Origin of the sequence: Paenibacillus sp. PDC88 (assembly GCF_900106725.1) — a bacterium.
Classification (GTDB): Bacteria; Bacillota; Bacilli; order Paenibacillales; family Paenibacillaceae; genus Paenibacillus; species Paenibacillus shunpengii.
In genome coordinates this window covers 791,656-808,721 of the sequence record NZ_FNNT01000001.1, presented here as the reverse complement: position 1 = coordinate 808,721, position 17,066 = coordinate 791,656, and the positions used below count along the sequence as shown (strand labels likewise).

Annotated in this window: 25 protein-coding genes; 23 read left to right on the top strand and 2 right to left on the bottom strand. The window is 48.8% G+C overall.

Translation table 11 applies throughout. The features are described 5' to 3' along the window. Positions 1-57 precede the first annotated feature (57 nt). The 12 genes from BLW49_RS03815 (at position 58) to BLW49_RS03765 (ending at position 7,269) form a co-directional block, all read left to right on the top strand. Positions 58-948, top strand: a complete 891-nt coding sequence (locus BLW49_RS03815; RefSeq protein WP_090723253.1) for a hypothetical protein — start codon at positions 58-60, stop codon at positions 946-948. After that, a complete protein-coding gene (locus BLW49_RS03810) occupies positions 945-1,364 on the top strand; it encodes a helix-turn-helix domain-containing protein (RefSeq protein WP_090723251.1) in 420 nt (139 codons plus the stop codon). The genes BLW49_RS03815 and BLW49_RS03810 overlap by 4 nt, the downstream gene beginning before the upstream one ends. A gap of 263 nt (positions 1,365-1,627) precedes the next feature. Further along, the gene (locus BLW49_RS03805; protein ID WP_090723249.1) at positions 1,628-2,044 is read left to right on the top strand and encodes a hypothetical protein; all 417 of its coding nucleotides are present in this window, start codon (positions 1,628-1,630) and stop codon (positions 2,042-2,044) included. Further along, on the top strand, positions 2,041-2,388 hold the full coding sequence (locus BLW49_RS03800; protein ID WP_090723247.1) for a hypothetical protein: 348 nt from the start codon (positions 2,041-2,043) through the stop codon (positions 2,386-2,388). Before BLW49_RS03805 ends, BLW49_RS03800 begins: the two co-directional genes overlap by 4 nt. A gap of 68 nt (positions 2,389-2,456) precedes the next feature. Then, the gene (locus BLW49_RS28470; protein WP_143042064.1) at positions 2,457-2,792 is read left to right on the top strand and encodes a hypothetical protein; all 336 of its coding nucleotides are present in this window, start codon (positions 2,457-2,459) and stop codon (positions 2,790-2,792) included. A gap of 248 nt (positions 2,793-3,040) precedes the next feature. Next, positions 3,041-3,163 carry a hypothetical protein gene (locus BLW49_RS29075; protein WP_256209564.1) on the top strand — a complete coding sequence of 41 codons (123 nt, stop codon included), beginning with the start codon at positions 3,041-3,043 and terminating at the stop codon, positions 3,161-3,163. 10 nt (positions 3,164-3,173) lie between these two features. Beyond that, positions 3,174-3,449, top strand: coding sequence for a BC1872 family protein (locus tag BLW49_RS03790; RefSeq protein WP_090723244.1), 276 nt, complete (start codon positions 3,174-3,176; stop codon positions 3,447-3,449). Positions 3,450-3,549: 100 nt separating this feature from the next. Beyond that, the gene (locus BLW49_RS03785; protein WP_090723242.1) at positions 3,550-3,888 is read left to right on the top strand and encodes a hypothetical protein; all 339 of its coding nucleotides are present in this window, start codon (positions 3,550-3,552) and stop codon (positions 3,886-3,888) included. A 125-nt stretch (positions 3,889-4,013) separates the two neighbouring features. Next, entirely contained in the window at positions 4,014-4,514 is a 501-nt protein-coding gene (locus tag BLW49_RS03780) for a hypothetical protein (RefSeq protein WP_090723240.1), read from the top strand. Between the two features lie 58 nt (positions 4,515-4,572). Beyond that, the gene (locus BLW49_RS03775; RefSeq protein ID WP_256209563.1) at positions 4,573-4,890 is read left to right on the top strand and encodes a hypothetical protein; all 318 of its coding nucleotides are present in this window, start codon (positions 4,573-4,575) and stop codon (positions 4,888-4,890) included. Positions 4,891-4,968: 78 nt separating this feature from the next. After that, entirely contained in the window at positions 4,969-5,739 is a 771-nt protein-coding gene (locus tag BLW49_RS03770; RefSeq protein ID WP_090723236.1) for a P-loop NTPase family protein, read from the top strand. Between the two features lie 177 nt (positions 5,740-5,916). Next, on the top strand, positions 5,917-7,269 hold the full coding sequence (locus BLW49_RS03765; RefSeq protein ID WP_090723234.1) for a DNA helicase: 1,353 nt from the start codon (positions 5,917-5,919) through the stop codon (positions 7,267-7,269). Here the strand turns inward: BLW49_RS03765 and BLW49_RS03760 are convergent. Then, positions 7,266-7,493, bottom strand: coding sequence for a helix-turn-helix domain-containing protein (locus tag BLW49_RS03760; protein WP_177178635.1), 228 nt, complete (start codon positions 7,491-7,493; stop codon positions 7,266-7,268). The genes BLW49_RS03765 and BLW49_RS03760 overlap by 4 nt on opposite strands. A 386-nt stretch (positions 7,494-7,879) precedes the next feature. Between BLW49_RS03760 and BLW49_RS03755 the strand changes: the two genes are divergently transcribed. Further along, positions 7,880-8,611, top strand: a complete 732-nt coding sequence (locus BLW49_RS03755) for a toprim domain-containing protein (RefSeq protein WP_177178634.1) — start codon at positions 7,880-7,882, stop codon at positions 8,609-8,611. 38 nt (positions 8,612-8,649) lie between these two features. Here the strand turns inward: BLW49_RS03755 and BLW49_RS03750 are convergent, their stop codons facing one another. Continuing rightward, positions 8,650-8,868 (bottom strand): helix-turn-helix domain-containing protein, encoded by a 219-nt coding sequence (locus BLW49_RS03750; protein ID WP_090723229.1) that lies wholly within the window; start codon positions 8,866-8,868, stop codon positions 8,650-8,652. A gap of 101 nt (positions 8,869-8,969) precedes the next feature. Here BLW49_RS03750 and BLW49_RS03745 point away from each other — a divergent pair, with 101 nt between their 5' ends. From BLW49_RS03745 to BLW49_RS03700, 10 genes are all read left to right on the top strand, one after another. Next, positions 8,970-9,656 carry a hypothetical protein gene (locus BLW49_RS03745; protein WP_090723228.1) on the top strand — a complete coding sequence of 229 codons (687 nt, stop codon included), beginning with the start codon at positions 8,970-8,972 and terminating at the stop codon, positions 9,654-9,656. Between the two features lie 248 nt (positions 9,657-9,904). Continuing rightward, entirely contained in the window at positions 9,905-10,090 is a 186-nt protein-coding gene (locus tag BLW49_RS03740) for a hypothetical protein (protein ID WP_090723226.1), read from the top strand. Positions 10,091-10,281: 191 nt separating this feature from the next. After that, positions 10,282-10,653 (top strand): hypothetical protein, encoded by a 372-nt coding sequence (locus BLW49_RS03735; RefSeq protein ID WP_143042063.1) that lies wholly within the window; start codon positions 10,282-10,284, stop codon positions 10,651-10,653. Between the two features lie 185 nt (positions 10,654-10,838). Then, complete coding sequence (locus BLW49_RS03730) at positions 10,839-11,636, top strand: hypothetical protein (protein WP_177178633.1); 798 nt, start codon at positions 10,839-10,841, stop codon at positions 11,634-11,636. Positions 11,637-11,657: 21 nt separating this feature from the next. Further along, entirely contained in the window at positions 11,658-11,846 is a 189-nt protein-coding gene (locus tag BLW49_RS03725) for a hypothetical protein (RefSeq protein WP_090723223.1), read from the top strand. Positions 11,847-11,862: 16 nt separating this feature from the next. Continuing rightward, entirely contained in the window at positions 11,863-12,135 is a 273-nt protein-coding gene (locus BLW49_RS03720) for a hypothetical protein (RefSeq protein WP_090723221.1), read from the top strand. Then, positions 12,136-12,561: a hypothetical protein gene (locus BLW49_RS03715; protein ID WP_090723219.1), complete on the top strand. Its 426-nt coding sequence runs from the start codon at positions 12,136-12,138 to the stop codon at positions 12,559-12,561. It begins immediately after the preceding gene. 478 nt (positions 12,562-13,039) lie between these two features. Then, on the top strand, positions 13,040-14,059 hold the full coding sequence (locus BLW49_RS03710; RefSeq protein ID WP_143042062.1) for a hypothetical protein: 1,020 nt from the start codon (positions 13,040-13,042) through the stop codon (positions 14,057-14,059). A gap of 147 nt (positions 14,060-14,206) precedes the next feature. Then, on the top strand, positions 14,207-16,336 hold the full coding sequence (locus tag BLW49_RS03705) for a DNA polymerase (protein WP_090723830.1): 2,130 nt from the start codon (positions 14,207-14,209) through the stop codon (positions 16,334-16,336). After that, complete coding sequence (locus BLW49_RS03700) at positions 16,337-16,957, top strand: 3'-5' exonuclease (protein WP_090723216.1); 621 nt, start codon at positions 16,337-16,339, stop codon at positions 16,955-16,957. The last annotated feature ends 109 nt before the right edge of the window (positions 16,958-17,066 follow it).

Genomic DNA, 17,066 nt, shown 5'->3' with positions numbered 1-17,066 from the left:
CGGTATAGGCGCCGAAAAATATTTGCGCAAAAGACAAAGACGGAAGGAGGTAACGGAATGAAGAAGCCAGCAAGTAGGTTAGAGGAAATGCAGGAATTACTTGATGCAGGATACTCCCCGAGCAAGGTAGCTTCGAAAATGGGTATTCACCATATGTATGTTGATAGGGCTATTAAAAGGTGCAAATTAGAGATTTATGTGCCTTTTGATGAACTACTCGACAAAGTAGAATCGTGTGACATACGACTAGTGCCGTACGACGAGTGGGATTGCGAGGACGCTTTAGATGATATCGTACGCAGATCTTTTCTTTTTGAAAAAGTGCACCTGAACGAATACGACGAAGTTCATCGACTCTCGGCGTATGTCCGAGATAAGTATAAAACTCTCAAAAGATATCTTAGATTTAAAAAGGCAACGTTTGCCTACGAGCATGTTTATAGTCAATGTTCGGTGTGCCGGCGTGATCTCCCTTTAAGTGATTTCCACGGAAATATCGATAGTCGACTCGGTATTCGAGCTAAATGTACAGAATGCAGTAGACACATCACAATCGCAGCCGCTCAGAGACGTAGGACTCGAATTAATTTCTTGCGAGATGACTTCTCTCCGGAGGATGCACTTAAGCTTCGTAGCGATTTCGGAGGAAGATGTGTATTCACCGGATCGTTAAAGTACGCTTTAGACCACGTCATCCCAGTTGTATCGGGTCACGGAGGAACTTACTACGGTAACTTGATACCATTGAGGAAAGACCTAAACTCCTCCAAGAACGATAAAAACATCTTCGAATGGTTCGAAGCGAATAGGCAACGCTTTGAACTTGATCAATCTCGGTTTGACTCGCTAATCGCCAAATTAGCGGAACAAAACGACATGACCACCGAAGAGTATCGCGAATACGTTTACTGGTGTCATGATAACCCAGCGAAGGAGGACGCAGCATGACCGATCATCAACGTCTCGTCAGCGTAGAGTCCCAAACGGAATATTCCGTAACGTCAGGCGCTACCGAAACGCGCATCTTCGTTAAAATGTACGTCGATGCCGCTAAGGCCGGACTTATAGCGGATATGGGAGCGCAGAACTGGGCGACACTTTGCGTTATCGCTTCGTTTATGGACGCGCAAGGTAATTGCTATCCTACGCAAGATCAGATCGCGAAGTACCTCGGAGTCAACCGCACGACTGCGAACAAGTACGTAAGGCGGTTAACGGAATATCGCTGGAACGGGCGTCCGGTGATACACGCAATAAAAGATAGGGCGCCCAAAGGTACGTGGCAGAATACGCGGTACACGGTACTTCCGATCAGTCAACTTGCGATATTTGATGCGGAGCCAGATACGTTAGATAGCGGATAGTAACCATGTCTGCAACCTTCAACATGGTAGATGCCAACATGGTTATATGCACACTAACTATAACCATCTTTAACAAGAGCCATTAATAACTAGATAAAACATTGCACGTCGTCATTCGTACCTCATTCCTAGTGCGCGTATCAATATCTAAATATCTATTAACGCGTATAAATAGATACAACGGAACGATAGTGACGGCGAGAATGAGCGAAGCGAATCACGAGCTTATAAACAAAGCAAATAGAATATTCGGAGGTGTTTATATGAAAGACGTAGTTTTTATCGAGTTAGTCCTCGAAAATTGCGAATCAATTGAAATTGTAGCGGAGCATATGCGTGAGGTCCGTATTTCCGATATTACACGCTCAATCCGTAGAATCGCATGTAATAGCGTTAGTGAAACGGTCGTTTGCGAACATTTTTTCGCAACAATTGAACCGCAGGCAAACGTAGGAACGGCGTATACGTTTTGGAGCGGAGATACTGCTTCCCCATTCGGACGTTTAACAGAGCACAGCGATATCACAGCGTTAAGTATCCGTTATCGCGACGGCAGTTCCGAGTATATTTACGTACCGTGGGGCGGCGACTACGACTATATAAACGATTATCAGCGCGTAGTTCTAAATGATGACGGCAGCCTTACGATCACTATTGACGCGAAGGAGGACGCAATATGAACGCTATTCAACTAAACGAAAATTTCCGCTTAACCGCAGACAGCGCGCAATTCATCGTCAAGCAACGCAAACTCGTCGATCCCACGAAAGCGCCCGGCTACAAACCGGAGGAAAACGCATCGACTCCGGAATTAAAAGAACGCTGGGACGACGCCGGCTACTATCCGCTCACATCCACCGGCCTAACCGCAGCGCTCGACCGTGTCCGCATGAAGTCGGCTGCCCTATCGAACGCGACGACGCTCACCGAATTGATGGCGGCATTGTCCGCTGAGACCGAACGATTAGTCGACGCGATTAACGCCGCGAAATTGCCGGAAATTACCGTGAAAATAGGCGCTTAAGGCGTGCGGTAGGGTTAACGGAGGGGTCGGCGAGTAAGGCGATAATTTAACGTAAAGGAGACGGTAAAATGGACGGAATGCAGGCGGAGATTAACGAACGCCGACTTAGCGAGATTACGCAAATAACCTCTAAATGTATCGGAGGATTTATCGGACCGAGAAACGCTATCCATTTGATTGACGAAGTGTTAAGGCGTAAATATTTGACCGCTGAAACGGGCGAGTTGCATGTCGATGGCGAGTCGGTGTCTATGTCGAATCTAATCGTAAGCATACGAGGGGAGAGATCGCAAAGTGAATGTTTTGAATACGTACGAGGTAGCGGATACGGTCGGAATCATATTCGTTTGGGTCGCGAGTATAGCGGCGGTGTTTATGTTCTTTATCAGCATACTCCAGTCTGAATTTAAGCACGTTCTTCAAGGGTTAGCCGGTGCAGCTTGGTTCGCATTCATGGCGTTTATCTTACACGCGAATTTAGATATAACCATCCGCCATGAGGTCACTCTGCAACCGGGCCACGTTATCGACGCGACCAAGTACGAAGTAGTCAAATCGCGCGGTGACATCTACGTTATCGAAAAAATAAATTAACGATTAGTGTGGGATTTTACCTCGCTTGTCCATATCTATATATATAGGAGGTTTTTCGATGGATCGCAATCAGATTATCGCTAAGTGGAACGGAATGTCTCCGCGTGAACGTGACGCGTGGGTTGCTAGAGAGGTCATGGGCTGGCGCAGAATTTCGCGACCTGGAGGAGGAGGAGGGTGACGTTGTCTGGATGGACACGGATGGGCTAGTTGTTGCTTTGGAATCGGATTGTTCGCTACATACTGGTCCGCAGGATTGGTTCCGTCCGTCAGTTGATATACGGTGGGCGTGGAAGGTTCTCGAAAAGCTGGATTCCGGAGGACTAACGCCAATATGGGCGATATACCCAACCGCAGATGGTTATAACGTAGAGTACGCGCACGGACATGAAGTCACGCAAGCAAAAACGGCGCCAGAAGCGATATGTCTCGCTGCAATTATCGCAAAATTAACGGATAGCGTGTGATTTCGCGCTAGTCCCGTATATCTATATAAGCGGAGGTTTTACGGAATGGAACTCGTAACAGTTGACGATATCATCGAATATTACGGAAAGGGTGAGCGGAATGAGTAACGTTAATAAACCGGTTATACCCGCAGAAGTTGCGGAAGTTATCGAACGGTACCGAAGTCTCGGCGAAGATAACGCCAGTATTATACGAAGCACGCTACACTCAGCGCCTAGCGGTACACTTAAGTCAATTCCGTTCGACACATTGCTCGCAGCGCTGGTTAACGGGTATGAGCGCGAAATGACCGAAGAGGAACGGAAGATTGCGACTATTAAGGAAGCGTGGCTGGTTCGCGACAATGACCGCTGTTTCCAGTATGACGACGGTTACGCGGACGGAATAGAATTCGTGCTTACGGAACTCGGAATCCAAATCGAAGGGGTGAATGCATAAATAACCAGTTAAAATTGTCAAGTATAAGATGTTAATATTCACATAATTGTCATCTTGTGTTCGTGTCAAATACGAACATTTACTTTTGATTATTGAGGTATTACACTAAAAGAGGAGGCGGACAAATGAAACGAAACTTACACGCTGACTTTACGCTATGCGAAGCGGCAACGCCCGGGCCATGGTTCGCACAGAACAACGCAGATACTTGGCAGTTATTCGGCGGTACTCTCGGCGTTATGCAACTTATCAAAGCGCCGAAACACGGAACTAATTACGCGGAATATTGGCCGGAAGAAGCAGACGCAGAGTTCATCGCTCAAGCACGCGAAGGTTGGCCGGAAGCAGTGCGGAGGGCAATCGAAGCTGAGGCGGAGGTCGAACGGTTACATGCGTTCATCGAACATGAATCGGAGGTTGCGATTGACGTTACGTTAGAAATTGAACGTTTGAAGGCGGAGAATGCGCGGAACGTAGGTACGGTATTCGAATTAAGCGGAGCACTCGCGGGTATTATCGGATTATTCGATCACGGCCGTTTACATTCAACGAAAATGTCCATCGGAGTTGATAACGCTATTTACAAAGCAAGGGAGGCACTGCGAAATGCCAAAGCCGAAGGTTGACCGCAAGGACTGGCGCAATCTACCGTATGACAAGTGGAACACCGCGACGGTACTGCAGATGTTTGCAGACCTAAACAGAGAACATTACGGAGTGGAAACGTACTTGCCGATGCGCAATTGGGCGGCCGAACGCGGCATGATCAAACGGGCGCTAGACGAGTACGGCGCGGAACTATTACACGAAGCATTTACGCAGATATTTAGGGAGTACCGGCCGAACGAGCAGTATCCGATCCTAACGGCGGGCTTTGCGATAAGCTACCGGTTGAACACGGTTATGCCGCGACTCTTGGCGGATAGGCAGCGTCAAGAGAGAGCGAAGCAGACGCCGGATAACAGCGGGATGACTGCGGAGGAGCTTGCGGAATGGCTGTAAAAAAGTTTTAAAAAATAAATCGGAAAATCACACTTTTAATGTTTTTTATAGTCTATATTCTAAATAAGGAGGTACGCAATGTCCCACGCTGACAAATGCATATTATCGCAACACTGTTCGCTCGCCAACGGACCGAAGTGTAACGCAATTTGCGGATCGTACATCGCGCTACACGGCCATAACGGAGCAGGAGGCCGCACGACAACCGCAGGCGTTCCGGCTGACTATCGGATGGTTACGCTGCAGAACTCGCCAGCCCGCGGGGATCAACCGGAGGCCTATGCTTTAATAGATAAATACGTTACCACGTTCAAACGCCAATTTGACGAAGAGGGTGAACGTATCAAATCGCTGTACCTCTACTCGGACAGTCCCGGCACCGGCAAAACAACGTCGGCTGCCGCGGTTCTGAACGATTATATGATCCGCCATTATATCGGAAGTATCCAACGGAATAGGCAACCGTTGGAGCGTCCGGCATACTTTCTCGATGTAAACGCGTGGCAGACGTTGTTCCTCGGATTTAATCGCGCCAACGTGCCGAGAGAAACAGCGGAACCCCTAGCCGCTCGTTATTACGCGATGGAAGCGCAGGCTAAATCGGCCCCGTTCGCTGTACTCGATGATATAGGCGTTAGGAGTGCGAGCGAAGCGTTTCGTGCGGATATGCATGCGGTGATTAACGAGCGTGTAACGAGCGGACTGCCAACCGTATACACGTCTAACGTTAAGATCGAGGAGCTTGCGTCGGTATTTGACGCGAGGTTAGCGGATAGAGTGCGCGATATGTGTATAACGATCGAGTTTAAAGGCGGGAGTAAACGGGGACTAAGGAGATCTGCTTCCTGATTCTTAATCAGTCGCGTACTGATTGTTAATCACTATATGTAGTATTTTAACGCCTGAAACGTAAGAAAAATCAATATATTGTGGTATTTTTATTGTTATTACTATTACGTTGTGTTATGATGCTGTCTGTAGAAGATGATACAGAGGGTATCATGGCACTTGAGAGGGTGAAACAACTTGAGTGCAACTGGTCAACTTTTAATATCGAAAATCATCAACGCAGGCAACGCCACCGATCTAATAACGTATAACATCAAACCAACGGACTTCGCCACGGAAGCAGAGCGCAAATGTGTCCAGGCCATCCAGAGATACGCAGACTCAAACGAGGGGTGCACGCCATCTTACGCTATACTTGCCGCAGAGCATCCGGACATTGTGTACGTACCGGACGTATCCGATTCTGTCGAATATCTGGCCGGCAAACTTAAGGACGAGTGGGGCAAACGGCGCATCGCGGAGACCATCAACGGACTTGACGCTCAATTCCAAGAGAAAAACTCCGCAAGTTTTATCGAATCATTGACGGAAACGCTCGATGGGATTAAAATGGAAGTTACCGGAACAAGTGTTCGCAAAAATACGAACGCACTCGTAACGATCCCGAACAGGTTCCGTGAAGAATACGAGAAACGTAAAGCCGGAACATCGTTCAAACTGTGGCGCACTCCTTTCCCGTCACTTAACGAAGAAATAGGCGGTCTCTATTCCGGCGACATTTACGGAATTATGGCGGAGAGTGGTCGCGGCAAGACGTATTTGTCCGAAGTGATCGTGGACGAATTACTACGCCAGGGTGCGAAAGTACTCGTTAAGTCGTACGAGGTGAAATGGTATCCGTGGATCAGCCGCTTGATCTCGATAATTACTGCGCGAGAAGAGGCGATTAGTTCCGACGAGTTCGAGGTTAAAGTAGGGCTGCCGAACAAAGCGATATTGTCCGGACGATTAGCCGACGAGCTTGAAACGTATTTATTCGATATCGTCGATAAGCTTAACGAGTACTATCCGGGTACGCTGATTCTGCAGGCGAAAGGGGATGCGGACTTAACGCGAACGCTCGACGATTTAGACCGAGAGCTGCACGCCATAGGCAACGTGGATGCCGTGCTCGTTGATCCGTTCTACGGACTTTCGGATGTATACGGCCGTAACTCGAATAAGACAACGGGTGGAGCTGCGGAACAAGCCGCGCGTAGGTTCGAGGCGATAATCGGTAAGCACGATGTTGTCGGGATGTTTACGATACAGGCGCATACCGAACGCCAGGAGGTTGAAGACGGGCAGCAACGCGAGATTAAACTGCCCAAACGCGACCAAGTCAAAACGACGAAAGCGGTATTAGAGATAGCGACTAACCTATTCGTGTTCGACGCCGTAAACGGTAATGGAAAGATCGGCGTTGAAAAGGGCAGAAATGGTGGCGAAGGCTTTACCGTAGACCTTATCGCTCTCCTAGATTACGGGGTGTTGCGCGAGTTATGTATGCGTGAAGAGGCTCAACAATTTGCGGACGTGAGTGGGTTTTAAACTTGCTCACTCTCGTCTGATCTTCCGTACAATGTCTCAATTGACACACTGAGTGCGTCTGCAATTAAAGGTACTAAATCTACAGGAACTTTTCTTCTCTTTGTCTCATAATTGTTTAAAGCTTGCTTAGTTACATTAATTGTATCTGCTAATGCTTGTTGTTCCAGTCCTCTTAATTCTCTATATTTCTTAATGTTTAAAGCCAAAATTTCGCTGTAAGGCACTATGTATTCCTCCCCAAATAATAGCGAACATTCTTTATATTGACAGTAAACGATTTGTGTACTATCATCCAATATATGACATGATACAATATGTATACTTTGAATCATACCAACACTCATTATAGAAATCAATAGGGAGGTGGTAATACATGGAGGTTAACGTTGATGCGTTTTTGAGCACAGTCGAATCACATGACTGGCGAAATAGGCGCGCACATCCAACGAAACTGATAGCGAGTTCGCCCTTCCGCGATCGGCCTGACGAAACACCATCGTTTTACATAAATTTAGATACAACGTCAGAATACTTCGGTTGTTGGTCCGATAAGGGAGCGATAGATCCGGATTGGGCAAGCGGAGGGCCGACGAAGTTAGCCGCGTATATTTTGGACATTACATACGAAGAAGCACGCGAGAAATTATCGTCCGAAGAAGTCGCGGAAGAACAGCCGCGCATACGTATAAAGCTAACGGAAACTCAGGCGCTCTCACGTCCGAAGCCGATTGACATAACCGAATATCTTAACGGTGAGGTTTCGTATCTAACCGGACGCGGAATCTCGCCGGAAATACAGCGCATGTTCGGAGTTGGTCACGATGCTAAACGAAAGGCCGCAGTTATGCCGTGGAAATCTCCGCAAGGGGACGTCTTAAACGCAAAGTTTCGCGCAACGTGGGGGAAGGCTTTTTGGTACAGTACGCGAGGGGCGCCCGTTAAATCGATGATATTCGGTATCGACGTAATCTATGCGCAAGGAATTAAGAGGGCCGCCGTAGTCGAAGCCGAGATTGACGCTATGTATCTTTGGTCATGCGGAGTACCGGCGATTGCGGTAGGCGGCGCAGAGTTTACGGACGAGCGTGCGGATATGTTGAAGCGGAGTCCGATCGAAGAACTACTACACGGTGAGGATAACGATGCGGCTGGCGCCAAGCTTAAGCGACAGATTAGCGAGAAGATGCGAGGATATTGCGCTCAGTATGACGTGGAGATACCGCGCGAGTATAAGGATTTCAACGAGATAAGAGATGCGGAAAAAGTTCGGAGTATTTGCGGACAAGCGCAACTAATCGAGGATACAGTCCGTCTAAACATTCGGGAATTCCCGAGGGTTTAAGGGCACGAGGGCTAAGCCAACGCGCACCTGCTCGGGGTCTACCTAATTTTCTTCCACTTATACAACATAAAAGGTGATTCAAGTTCAAGTACCTCTGCTATTATCTTAGCTTTGTCTAGCCCCATTATGTTCCGCAGAGATATGTAGTCGTGAATCATAGTCTCTCCTATCCCAGTGCGTCGGGACAGTTCAGCTTTTGTCATTTTCTTTTCAGCAAGTATCTCTCCGAGCAGGCATTTAGTGACTGTATAAGCCATAAATGCCTCCGAAATTATTTTTATAAAATTTTCTACCAAAAGTGTACGAACTAAAAAGTAGCGGTAAATAAATAAGTATAAGCACATGAGGAGGTAAATGAATGCAACAAACAATTGACGAACAGCAAAAATTCAGTGAAGCTTACCGACAACACAGATTCTTAATCCTCGCAATTTCGAAAGAGTTTAGCCGAAGGAGCTTCATCCCAATCCAGGAGTTTGAAAGTCAATTAAGTGAAGAGTTCTGGATACAGTACGGAAAATATGACCCGACCAAAGGAGCGAGCCTAACAACTTGGTTAAACAAAACGCTTAGATCGAAAGCATCACGAATCACTAAACGACGAGAAGGAACCTATGCGCGACGAGTCAAACTGCAGCCGCCATCCCGGGATTCAGAAGGCGAAGAGAGCACGCCAACTCTCATTGAACTTAAACTGAATCAAGAACGGGGAACCGAAGCCCAGTTCGAATCAGACGTAGTTGAAAGTATCTGTAAAAAGAATAAAGACGATCAACGCCAATTGATCGCCTTCATTCTAGAATCCGCGAAGATCCATAATGACCCAGTGATGATGTCCGTCATCAAAGGGTTTGAAGAAATTGCTGAGAATGAGGATGTTAAACTCGGAACACTCGCCAAAGTGTTAGGAGTACACCGCAACTCAGTTGACCGCAAGCTCCGCAGTCTTGCTCGCCATTTTAACTCTACCCAACATGGAGACTTATTACATTACTTACCCAATGGAGTAGAAGTTAAACGCGAATTTGTAACTACAGCTTCTTAATTTTGAAAATTATAGAGATCGTAAGTCGGGCTTTTAGGCATGAAGTCCGACTAACAGCCTCTATATACATTTTAACATAGGTGTCAATCTAACATGCAGTTACTTATTAACCATTTTATGTATTATTTTTGTGAAAATGCAAATTCACTGGCGTAACGTTTTGTAACGCATTACATTTAATCGCTCACAACGTGAATTGTAACACGTTACAACCGCTTTTGCCAATATTTTTTAGGAGGATTATGCCCATGGCACGTTACATTTACGGTATTTTACGTTCAAATAACAACGAGGTTTCGCGTTTTTATTATAAAAGTAACAATTATCACCGCAATCAAGCGAATTACTTTTACGACGGAGCAGTCGAGCCGTACGAGGACTCCGCTGACTATATCGTTACCAAATCGCTGGCAAAGGCGGTGCGTCTCGCATGAGTTGCGCAATCGACCCGAAGGCCGGCACGCACTTTGTCGGTAAGATATTCGTTTCCCCTCACGCTTGCGATCGCGCTACGGAACATTTCGGCGTCGAACGCAGCAAGGCGCCAATGTACGTAATGGATTTGTTGCGTAAAGCATCGCTAGTATCTGCGCACGTCATCGACGAAGAGGGCAAACCCGGCCGCATGTTCGCGTACAGACGCACGGTATTCATCGTTCATCCGACCGAATCGACCGTTTATACGCTGTATCCGCAGCATAAAGCGAACGAAATCGTACGCAATCCGATTGAGCGCATTATTCAGCGCGCCATTAACGCGGCTGAACGAAAAGAGAAACGCGAGATTAAACGCATTAATATACGCAAAGCCGAGCTCAGTGTTGAGCGCGCCCAGGCGGAGTTGCGCCGAGCTAAATCGGAATCCAATCGTGTTGTATCGGAAATGGCCGCACGCATTGCGGAGATTGACCGTGAAATTAGCGCTTTAGACGCGGAATTGATCCACGTTCAGCGCGAGAAAACGAACGTAATGAAAAGCGTTGTAGCTTACGTGTGAACTAATCGTTTCCTATTATAATGCCGGTCCTCCTACGCCGGCTGCGCGGTGTTAACGTGAACTTGACCGTTAGTGCCGTGCCGCGAGCGTAGGAACTAAACGTAAGTCGTAGACGATACGGAGTGCACACGTATCCGATACGCAATCCACGCTCGAACATTAAAACCGAGGAGAGTGTTGTGTTAATGTCAATCTTCGCGAGTAAAGGGCAAGCAGCGGTCCAGGCTTCTAACAATGACGGAGGGGCGCAAGAAAGTCCGATCGTATCGTTCAAGTCGGGCAGCACGTTTAAGGTCGGCGTTAAATCCGTGTTCGATGTCGCTGAGTACTACGGATACAGCATCTACAAGAAAGTAAACACGTTTGTTCCGACGGTGCAGGCTAAACGTAACGCTCGCGGCTTCGTTGAGTCCGACCCGTCCGTATGGGACCGCGCATCTGAGCTCCTTTATGCCGACGCTAAGAAAGCGAAGGAAGCCGGCGCCAGTGAAGACGCAGTCAAAGAAATCACGGACGAAGCGTATTTGTACCGCGGCAAGCAACGTTTCTTACGCGCATTCTTCGACTTAGAGACCGGTAAGGACATCGTAGTGGACCTCTCGCCTAAGCAAGAGAAGACGCTCAAGGCCGTCATCGAAAAGTACGCGAAGAAACTCGATAGCCTGGCGTTCGAACTTTCGAAGTCTGGTACCGGCACAAACGCAGTCGTCGCGCTATCACCGATCATCGATATGGACGAAGACTTATCGGATGCCGAACGCAAGAACTTCGCTAAACTCGGCGAGAAACCGTTCGATATGGAATCGTTCGAATCGTGCTTATTCATTGCGGACGAGGACGAGCAAATCAAGAACCTCGTAATCGCCGGATTCGATATCGCGCGCCTCGGATTATCAATCGGAGCTAACGCTACTAACAACGCGCCGGAACCCGCAGGTGATGACGCACCAATCGATATCAGCGACGAAGAACTGCCGTTTTAATAACGAAGGGAGGGACTGCGCATGAAAAACGCACTTACCGCGTTACTTTACCTGGTCTTATACGCCGGCTTCTTCGCGGCCGTATCGTATGTGCTATCGCTATTGATTACGTTCGTATTCGAGGTGGACTTCGGTCTTATTAAAGCGGCTGCCCTTATCGTTATCGTATCGATACTGGGCGGTGCGGCCGCAAGAACCGCAACTAACTAAACGGAGGTGTCGCGGCATGAGCGATCCAGGATTTCCGCTAGGACCCGAAGGACGCACGCTTTCCATCGGCATTAACGTAGACGCTGCGAATAAGCTTCCGAAAGTCGGCGAATATGTAGCGAAGTTCCTAACGAATCTAACCGATCAACACGGACTCTTCACGGTAAATATCGCGGTCAGCGTTGAGCCTACCGAGGCCAGCGCGATCGGACCGATAGAGTATCCGAAGACTGACGGCGGACCCGGCGAAATGGAAATCGTATTTATACCCGAAAAGGAGGGCGAATGAATGGCGCATATTACGGAAATTACGGGTACCTATTCCGAGCTAATCGCACGAGCTGCGTTACTCGCGAATGGATGGACGGTGTACGAATCGGAGACGGCCGAAGCGCACGATATCCTTGCGCAAGATCCGCTGTCCGGAGCGTACGTTAAGATTCAAGTGAAGACCATTAGGCAACGGTCCGACCGCAATAACGAACTCGTTGTGTACGCGAAGAAAGGGAACGGAGAGCCTTACGCTAAATCCGATGCTGGCTACATTGTTGGCGTCTGGGCGCAAAATGGCGAGGTTCCGCGCGTGTACATGTTCGAGAACAAAGGTTACGGAGAGTACTGGGCGTCCGAAGCATCGGCGGCTAAACGTTGGGTGGAGCTAAGTATTTCACTAGACCGCGAAGCTTTTAGTACTACCGCTGCTGTAGCCGCCTAATTAACTGAGTTTTACGCAAGTCCAATTCGAATATAAAAGGAGACGATTATATATGGCGAAATTGAACGTAATTATTCCGGTGGCAGACGTAGAGATTAACGGTGCGAAATACCGTAAGGTTGACCGTAGTGCGCAAGAGGGCGACGTTATCCGTATTACCGATGAGGATGCGCCTAGATACGTAGTCAATGGTGCGTTTTATGCGGTTGACGAAGTAGATAGCTGCGGGGACGCGCAGATTACGGATGAAGACGGAGATGGTTGCGATACTTGTAATCTGTCCTTCGAAGTCTACGAGAAGGTGACGGAACTGGCGCCGCAACAATATCGCGAGGTTAAACGGAAGGCGACAGTTGGTGAACGCATCCGTATCGTCGATAAAGATCGCAGCGAAGACGGCTACGAAAATGGCGCAGAGTTTACGGTTACTGACGCGTATTACGGCGGCGACCTGTACGTAAACGATACGCAATTCGTTTTGTACCGCGAATACGTCGTACTCGAACCGGTAGCCGCGGAGACTGCAACGCAACCTGCGCAGCCTGAACGCCTGAGAGTCGGAGAGTATGCGAAGGTAATTAGCGTGGGAGTTATCGACGACTCTACACCGGAGTCATGGGTAAAAGTAGGGGATGTTTTTGAGATTACCACGGACGACGGGAGCTCGACACCTTTCCGCGGTAAGCAGGTACTTAGCGGAGAAACCGCATGGTTCAAGGCGGAGCGATTTGTCCGAGCAACTGACGATGAGGTCGCCGCAGCCAAATACGCGTTAAAACTCGGCGATTTTAAGGGCGGCGGCTACGCGGTGATCGAGAACCCTTCGGATGACAACGCAAGTACCGGCGTGAGGTTGAGCAAAGGTAAATACGTCATAGTATCCGAATTTGGTCCGGAAGGAGTACGCGCACTTACGATTGAAAATCCGGATAGCACCACACTTGGATTCGCAAATGCGGACGCCTTGCGCAAGGTTACGAAAGAGGAGTTTGACGCTGCCACTGCGCCTAAGCCAACGTTTGAAGTCGGCGACACCGTTAAACTTTCGCTCACTGAAGGGCAGCGTCCGAAACACGGATTCGGTGAGGTAGAGAACGGTGATATCGGTAAGGTAGCCAGCGTGTCTAATTCGTTAATCACGGTGGACTTCCCGTCTCAATCCGGATGGAGCGCGAAGCCAAACGAACTAACGAAGCTGACTGCGGAGGAATCAGCGGAAATCGAACGCAATAAAGCGGAAGAAGCTGCGCGGGAAGCCGAGCGCGCTAAATGGGCGAAGATTGGACGCGAGGTTAACGAGTTTAAGCGCGGCGATATCGTTGAGGTAATGGAGAGCGGTAGTAGCGGTTATCGTGTAGGACTGGTTGACGTGGTGACACATGGTGATGATGATGTTCTACGTTTGTCAACGGGAACAGATAGAACTTGTCCGTGGATTGTGTCGAGGCGCGTAAAACTAGTCGTACCGGTCGAGCAACGGTTCGACCAGTCGGCGTAAGGAGGCGGTTATTTGGACGTAAAACTCACGTTAAATATACGTCAACCTACCACGGATACCGACGCAACTGAGCGTGTAGCCGCCGCAGTTAAACGCAAGAAAGCCGCGAATGAAACTGTGGCCGAGTCGTGGACGCGCATCTTAGCGATGAAGAATACGGACACGGATCGCGAAAGGTTACTCGCAGTTAAGTCCGCAATGGAGACGGGTGTAATAGGCAGACACCCGTCCGATGCGGGCAAGCGGTTCAGTAAAGCGGAGGCTATGCGCTTATATACGGAATTGCAAGAACGTAATAAATCGGAGACTTTACGTAGGATGGTCGAAGACACGCCGAAAAACTTCTTCCTAATTAATAACGAGAAGCTACTATCGCGTCTCATCGTAAGGCTGCGTAACGAAACCGAAGTCGCTGTCGATACCGAGACCACCGGAGTTGACGTTTATACCGACGAGATTGTCGGCTTGTCATTAACGTTGCCATCCGTAAGCATTCCGCCTTTAACCGAAAAAGGCATGCACGTGTATATTCCGGTCATGCACGAAGATGGCGAACAACTATCGCGTGATTACGTTCTATCTGAATTGCGTTGGTTCCTATATAGCGAGGACATCGGCAAGGTTCTCCATAACGCGATATTCGATATAGCGATGTTTAGGCGGCACGGTTACGATCTGCGCGGCGTAACGTGGGACACGATGGTTGCGATGCATTTGCTCAACGAAAATGAACCGTCGTTCCGCTTGAAAGACTTAGCGCCACTATATCTCGGAGTGGAGTCGGACACATTCGCGGAGTTATTCGGAAAGACACCGTTTAATCAAATACCGCTAGACATCGCGTTGGCATATGCGGCAAAGGATACGGATTTAACCTGGCGTCTATATCAGTTCCAACGTAGGCACTTCGCGGAGCTTCCGACCGTGCTCGAATATTACGAAAAGGTCGAAGTTCCGCTTCTCTACGTAATCGTGGATTTGGAGGCCAACGGATACATTCTCGATTTAGATTTCGCGAAGGAATACGGTGAGCAACTGAACGCTCGGGCCAAAGAGCTGCATGCGAAGCTTATCGGAATATTAGCGAAATACCACGACGGTGACGGCGAAATCAATCTCAACTCTACGCCACAAATGAAGGCGGCTTTATCGAAATTAATCGGTAAGGAACTTCCGAATATGGACGCGAAGAAGACGTTAAAGCCTCTCGCCAAACAATACGAAGTAATCGCGGACCTACTGGAATACCGGAAGATAACGAAGTTGAGCGGAACTTACATTGACGCGTTGCCCACGAAACAGAATCCGACGACTAAGCGCTGGCACTCGCGATTCAATCCGATTGGAACCGTTACGGGGCGTTTCAGTTCGGGCAAGGACGAGGACGCTGCGGATTCCAACCAGTTTAACGTTCAGAATCAGCCGGAGGATGCGCGTAAAATGTTCGTGGCTCCCGACGGTAAAGTCTTGATATCCGCGGACTTTAAAGCGCAGGAAATACGTTGTACCGCTTACCTATCCGGAGAACCGGTCCTAATCGAAGCCTTTGAAAAGGGAATCGATCCGTACGCAAACATGGCGAGCATGTACTACAAACGACCGTATCACGAAGTTAATAAGCTTCCGAACGGTGAGGACACGCCTGAACGTAAAGCGATGAAGGTTGTCTGGCTCGCGACACTTTACGGAATGAGTGATTATTCTCTCGCGGAAATGCTCGGTTTATCGAAAGCGGAAGCGACCGCGTTTAAGGAAGAGTTGTTCGGCGGCATGCCTAAGTTATCCGCTTGGCTTAAGACGAATGAGGAACACGTCGCTAAGTACGGATTCGTATGGGCGGATAAGCAGCAGCGTAAACGGCGGTTGCCTGACGGAAAACTTAAGCGCAAAGAGATACCGTACGGTAAGTGGAACGATCCCAAATACGATGAGCTGCGCAAGCATAACGCGAAGATAAACCGGGCGATGCGTCAGGGTACGAATGCTCGCGTACAAGGGAGTTCCGCCGTCCAGACGAAAGTAACGATGATCAAGGCGCACGAAGAGTGCCGCAAGCGCGAAGGTTGGGCGCTATGGGGAACGATACACGACGAGTTAGTATTCGAGATTCCCGAGAACTTTACGCGTGAAGATATTGCGGTCATTGAGCGGATTATGACGCAATCCTATTCGTGGGGCAGCGTCGCTAACGGTACGGATATCGCGATCATGCGGCGTTGGGGCAAGGGAGTAACGCCGGAGGAATGGTTCGCTAATAAAACGGAGGAGGCTGCGTAAATGGAGAACGAAATCGTAACGGTAATTGACATCGAAACAACCGGACTTGATCCGCAGCATGATCACATTACGGAAATAGCCGCCATCCGTGCGGAAGTTGGTCCGGGTGGTTATATACGCGAGATTGGGCGGTTCCAGACATACGTTTCGTTGCCACCGGGCGTAGAGATTCCGGAGTTTATTACGGAGCTGACCGGGATTAAGGCGGAGGACTTGCGCGGTGCTCCTCACATTGCAAGCGCAAAGACTTCACTCCGTAGATTCTCACTTGAATCAACGGTCGTCGCTCACAATGCTCCGTTTGATCTATCGTTTATTCCATTACCTTTGTTCACGTTAGGATTCGCATGTACTCGCGCCATGTCACGCCTAATCGATCCGGACGAGAACGCAAGTCTTGCGCCGTCGTGTGAGCGTTACGGAATTCAGCTTAACGGACACCACCGTGCTATGAACGACGTGGAAGCTACGCTGCAGCTTTACGCTGTCCTTAAGGAGAAGGCGGAAGTTAACGGAATCACCTACCGCAATGTCGTCGTTGATAGTCCGGAGCGACCGCTTACTTATACGCCACCTGGCGCAATTGTACGGACGATTATGAAAACTAAGGAGGCGGTTTAAATTACGGACACTAACCGACTAATCGCAAATAGGATCGCGGAGCAATTTACGCAATTCCTTAACGCTTGGCACTCCGCGCCAGAAGTGTATGACGACGCTCTCGACGCGC

Coding starts and splice junctions, on each gene's coding strand:
- BLW49_RS03705 (WP_090723830.1), top strand. CDS start 14,207: ATGAAGAATACGGACACGGATCGCGAAAGGTTACTCGCAGTTAAGTCC.
- BLW49_RS03730 (WP_177178633.1), top strand. CDS start 10,839: ATGTCAATCTTCGCGAGTAAAGGGCAAGCAGCGGTCCAGGCTTCTAAC.
- BLW49_RS29075 (WP_256209564.1), top strand. CDS start 3,041: ATGGATCGCAATCAGATTATCGCTAAGTGGAACGGAATGTCTCCGCGT.
- BLW49_RS03740 (WP_090723226.1), top strand. CDS start 9,905: ATGGCACGTTACATTTACGGTATTTTACGTTCAAATAACAACGAGGTT.
- BLW49_RS03790 (WP_090723244.1), top strand. CDS start 3,174: ATGGACACGGATGGGCTAGTTGTTGCTTTGGAATCGGATTGTTCGCTA.
- BLW49_RS03805 (WP_090723249.1), top strand. CDS start 1,628: ATGAAAGACGTAGTTTTTATCGAGTTAGTCCTCGAAAATTGCGAATCA.
- BLW49_RS03720 (WP_090723221.1), top strand. CDS start 11,863: ATGAGCGATCCAGGATTTCCGCTAGGACCCGAAGGACGCACGCTTTCC.
- BLW49_RS03700 (WP_090723216.1), top strand. CDS start 16,337: ATGGAGAACGAAATCGTAACGGTAATTGACATCGAAACAACCGGACTT.
- BLW49_RS28470 (WP_143042064.1), top strand. CDS start 2,457: ATGGACGGAATGCAGGCGGAGATTAACGAACGCCGACTTAGCGAGATT.
- BLW49_RS03780 (WP_090723240.1), top strand. CDS start 4,014: ATGAAACGAAACTTACACGCTGACTTTACGCTATGCGAAGCGGCAACG.
- BLW49_RS03745 (WP_090723228.1), top strand. CDS start 8,970: ATGCAACAAACAATTGACGAACAGCAAAAATTCAGTGAAGCTTACCGA.
- BLW49_RS03810 (WP_090723251.1), top strand. CDS start 945: ATGACCGATCATCAACGTCTCGTCAGCGTAGAGTCCCAAACGGAATAT.
- BLW49_RS03775 (WP_256209563.1), top strand. CDS start 4,573: ATGTTTGCAGACCTAAACAGAGAACATTACGGAGTGGAAACGTACTTG.
- BLW49_RS03815 (WP_090723253.1), top strand. CDS start 58: ATGAAGAAGCCAGCAAGTAGGTTAGAGGAAATGCAGGAATTACTTGAT.
- BLW49_RS03750 (WP_090723229.1), bottom strand. CDS start 8,868: ATGGCTTATACAGTCACTAAATGCCTGCTCGGAGAGATACTTGCTGAA.
- BLW49_RS03725 (WP_090723223.1), top strand. CDS start 11,658: ATGAAAAACGCACTTACCGCGTTACTTTACCTGGTCTTATACGCCGGC.
- BLW49_RS03800 (WP_090723247.1), top strand. CDS start 2,041: ATGAACGCTATTCAACTAAACGAAAATTTCCGCTTAACCGCAGACAGC.
- BLW49_RS03785 (WP_090723242.1), top strand. CDS start 3,550: ATGAGTAACGTTAATAAACCGGTTATACCCGCAGAAGTTGCGGAAGTT.
- BLW49_RS03770 (WP_090723236.1), top strand. CDS start 4,969: ATGTCCCACGCTGACAAATGCATATTATCGCAACACTGTTCGCTCGCC.
- BLW49_RS03735 (WP_143042063.1), top strand. CDS start 10,282: ATGTTCGCGTACAGACGCACGGTATTCATCGTTCATCCGACCGAATCG.
- BLW49_RS03715 (WP_090723219.1), top strand. CDS start 12,136: ATGGCGCATATTACGGAAATTACGGGTACCTATTCCGAGCTAATCGCA.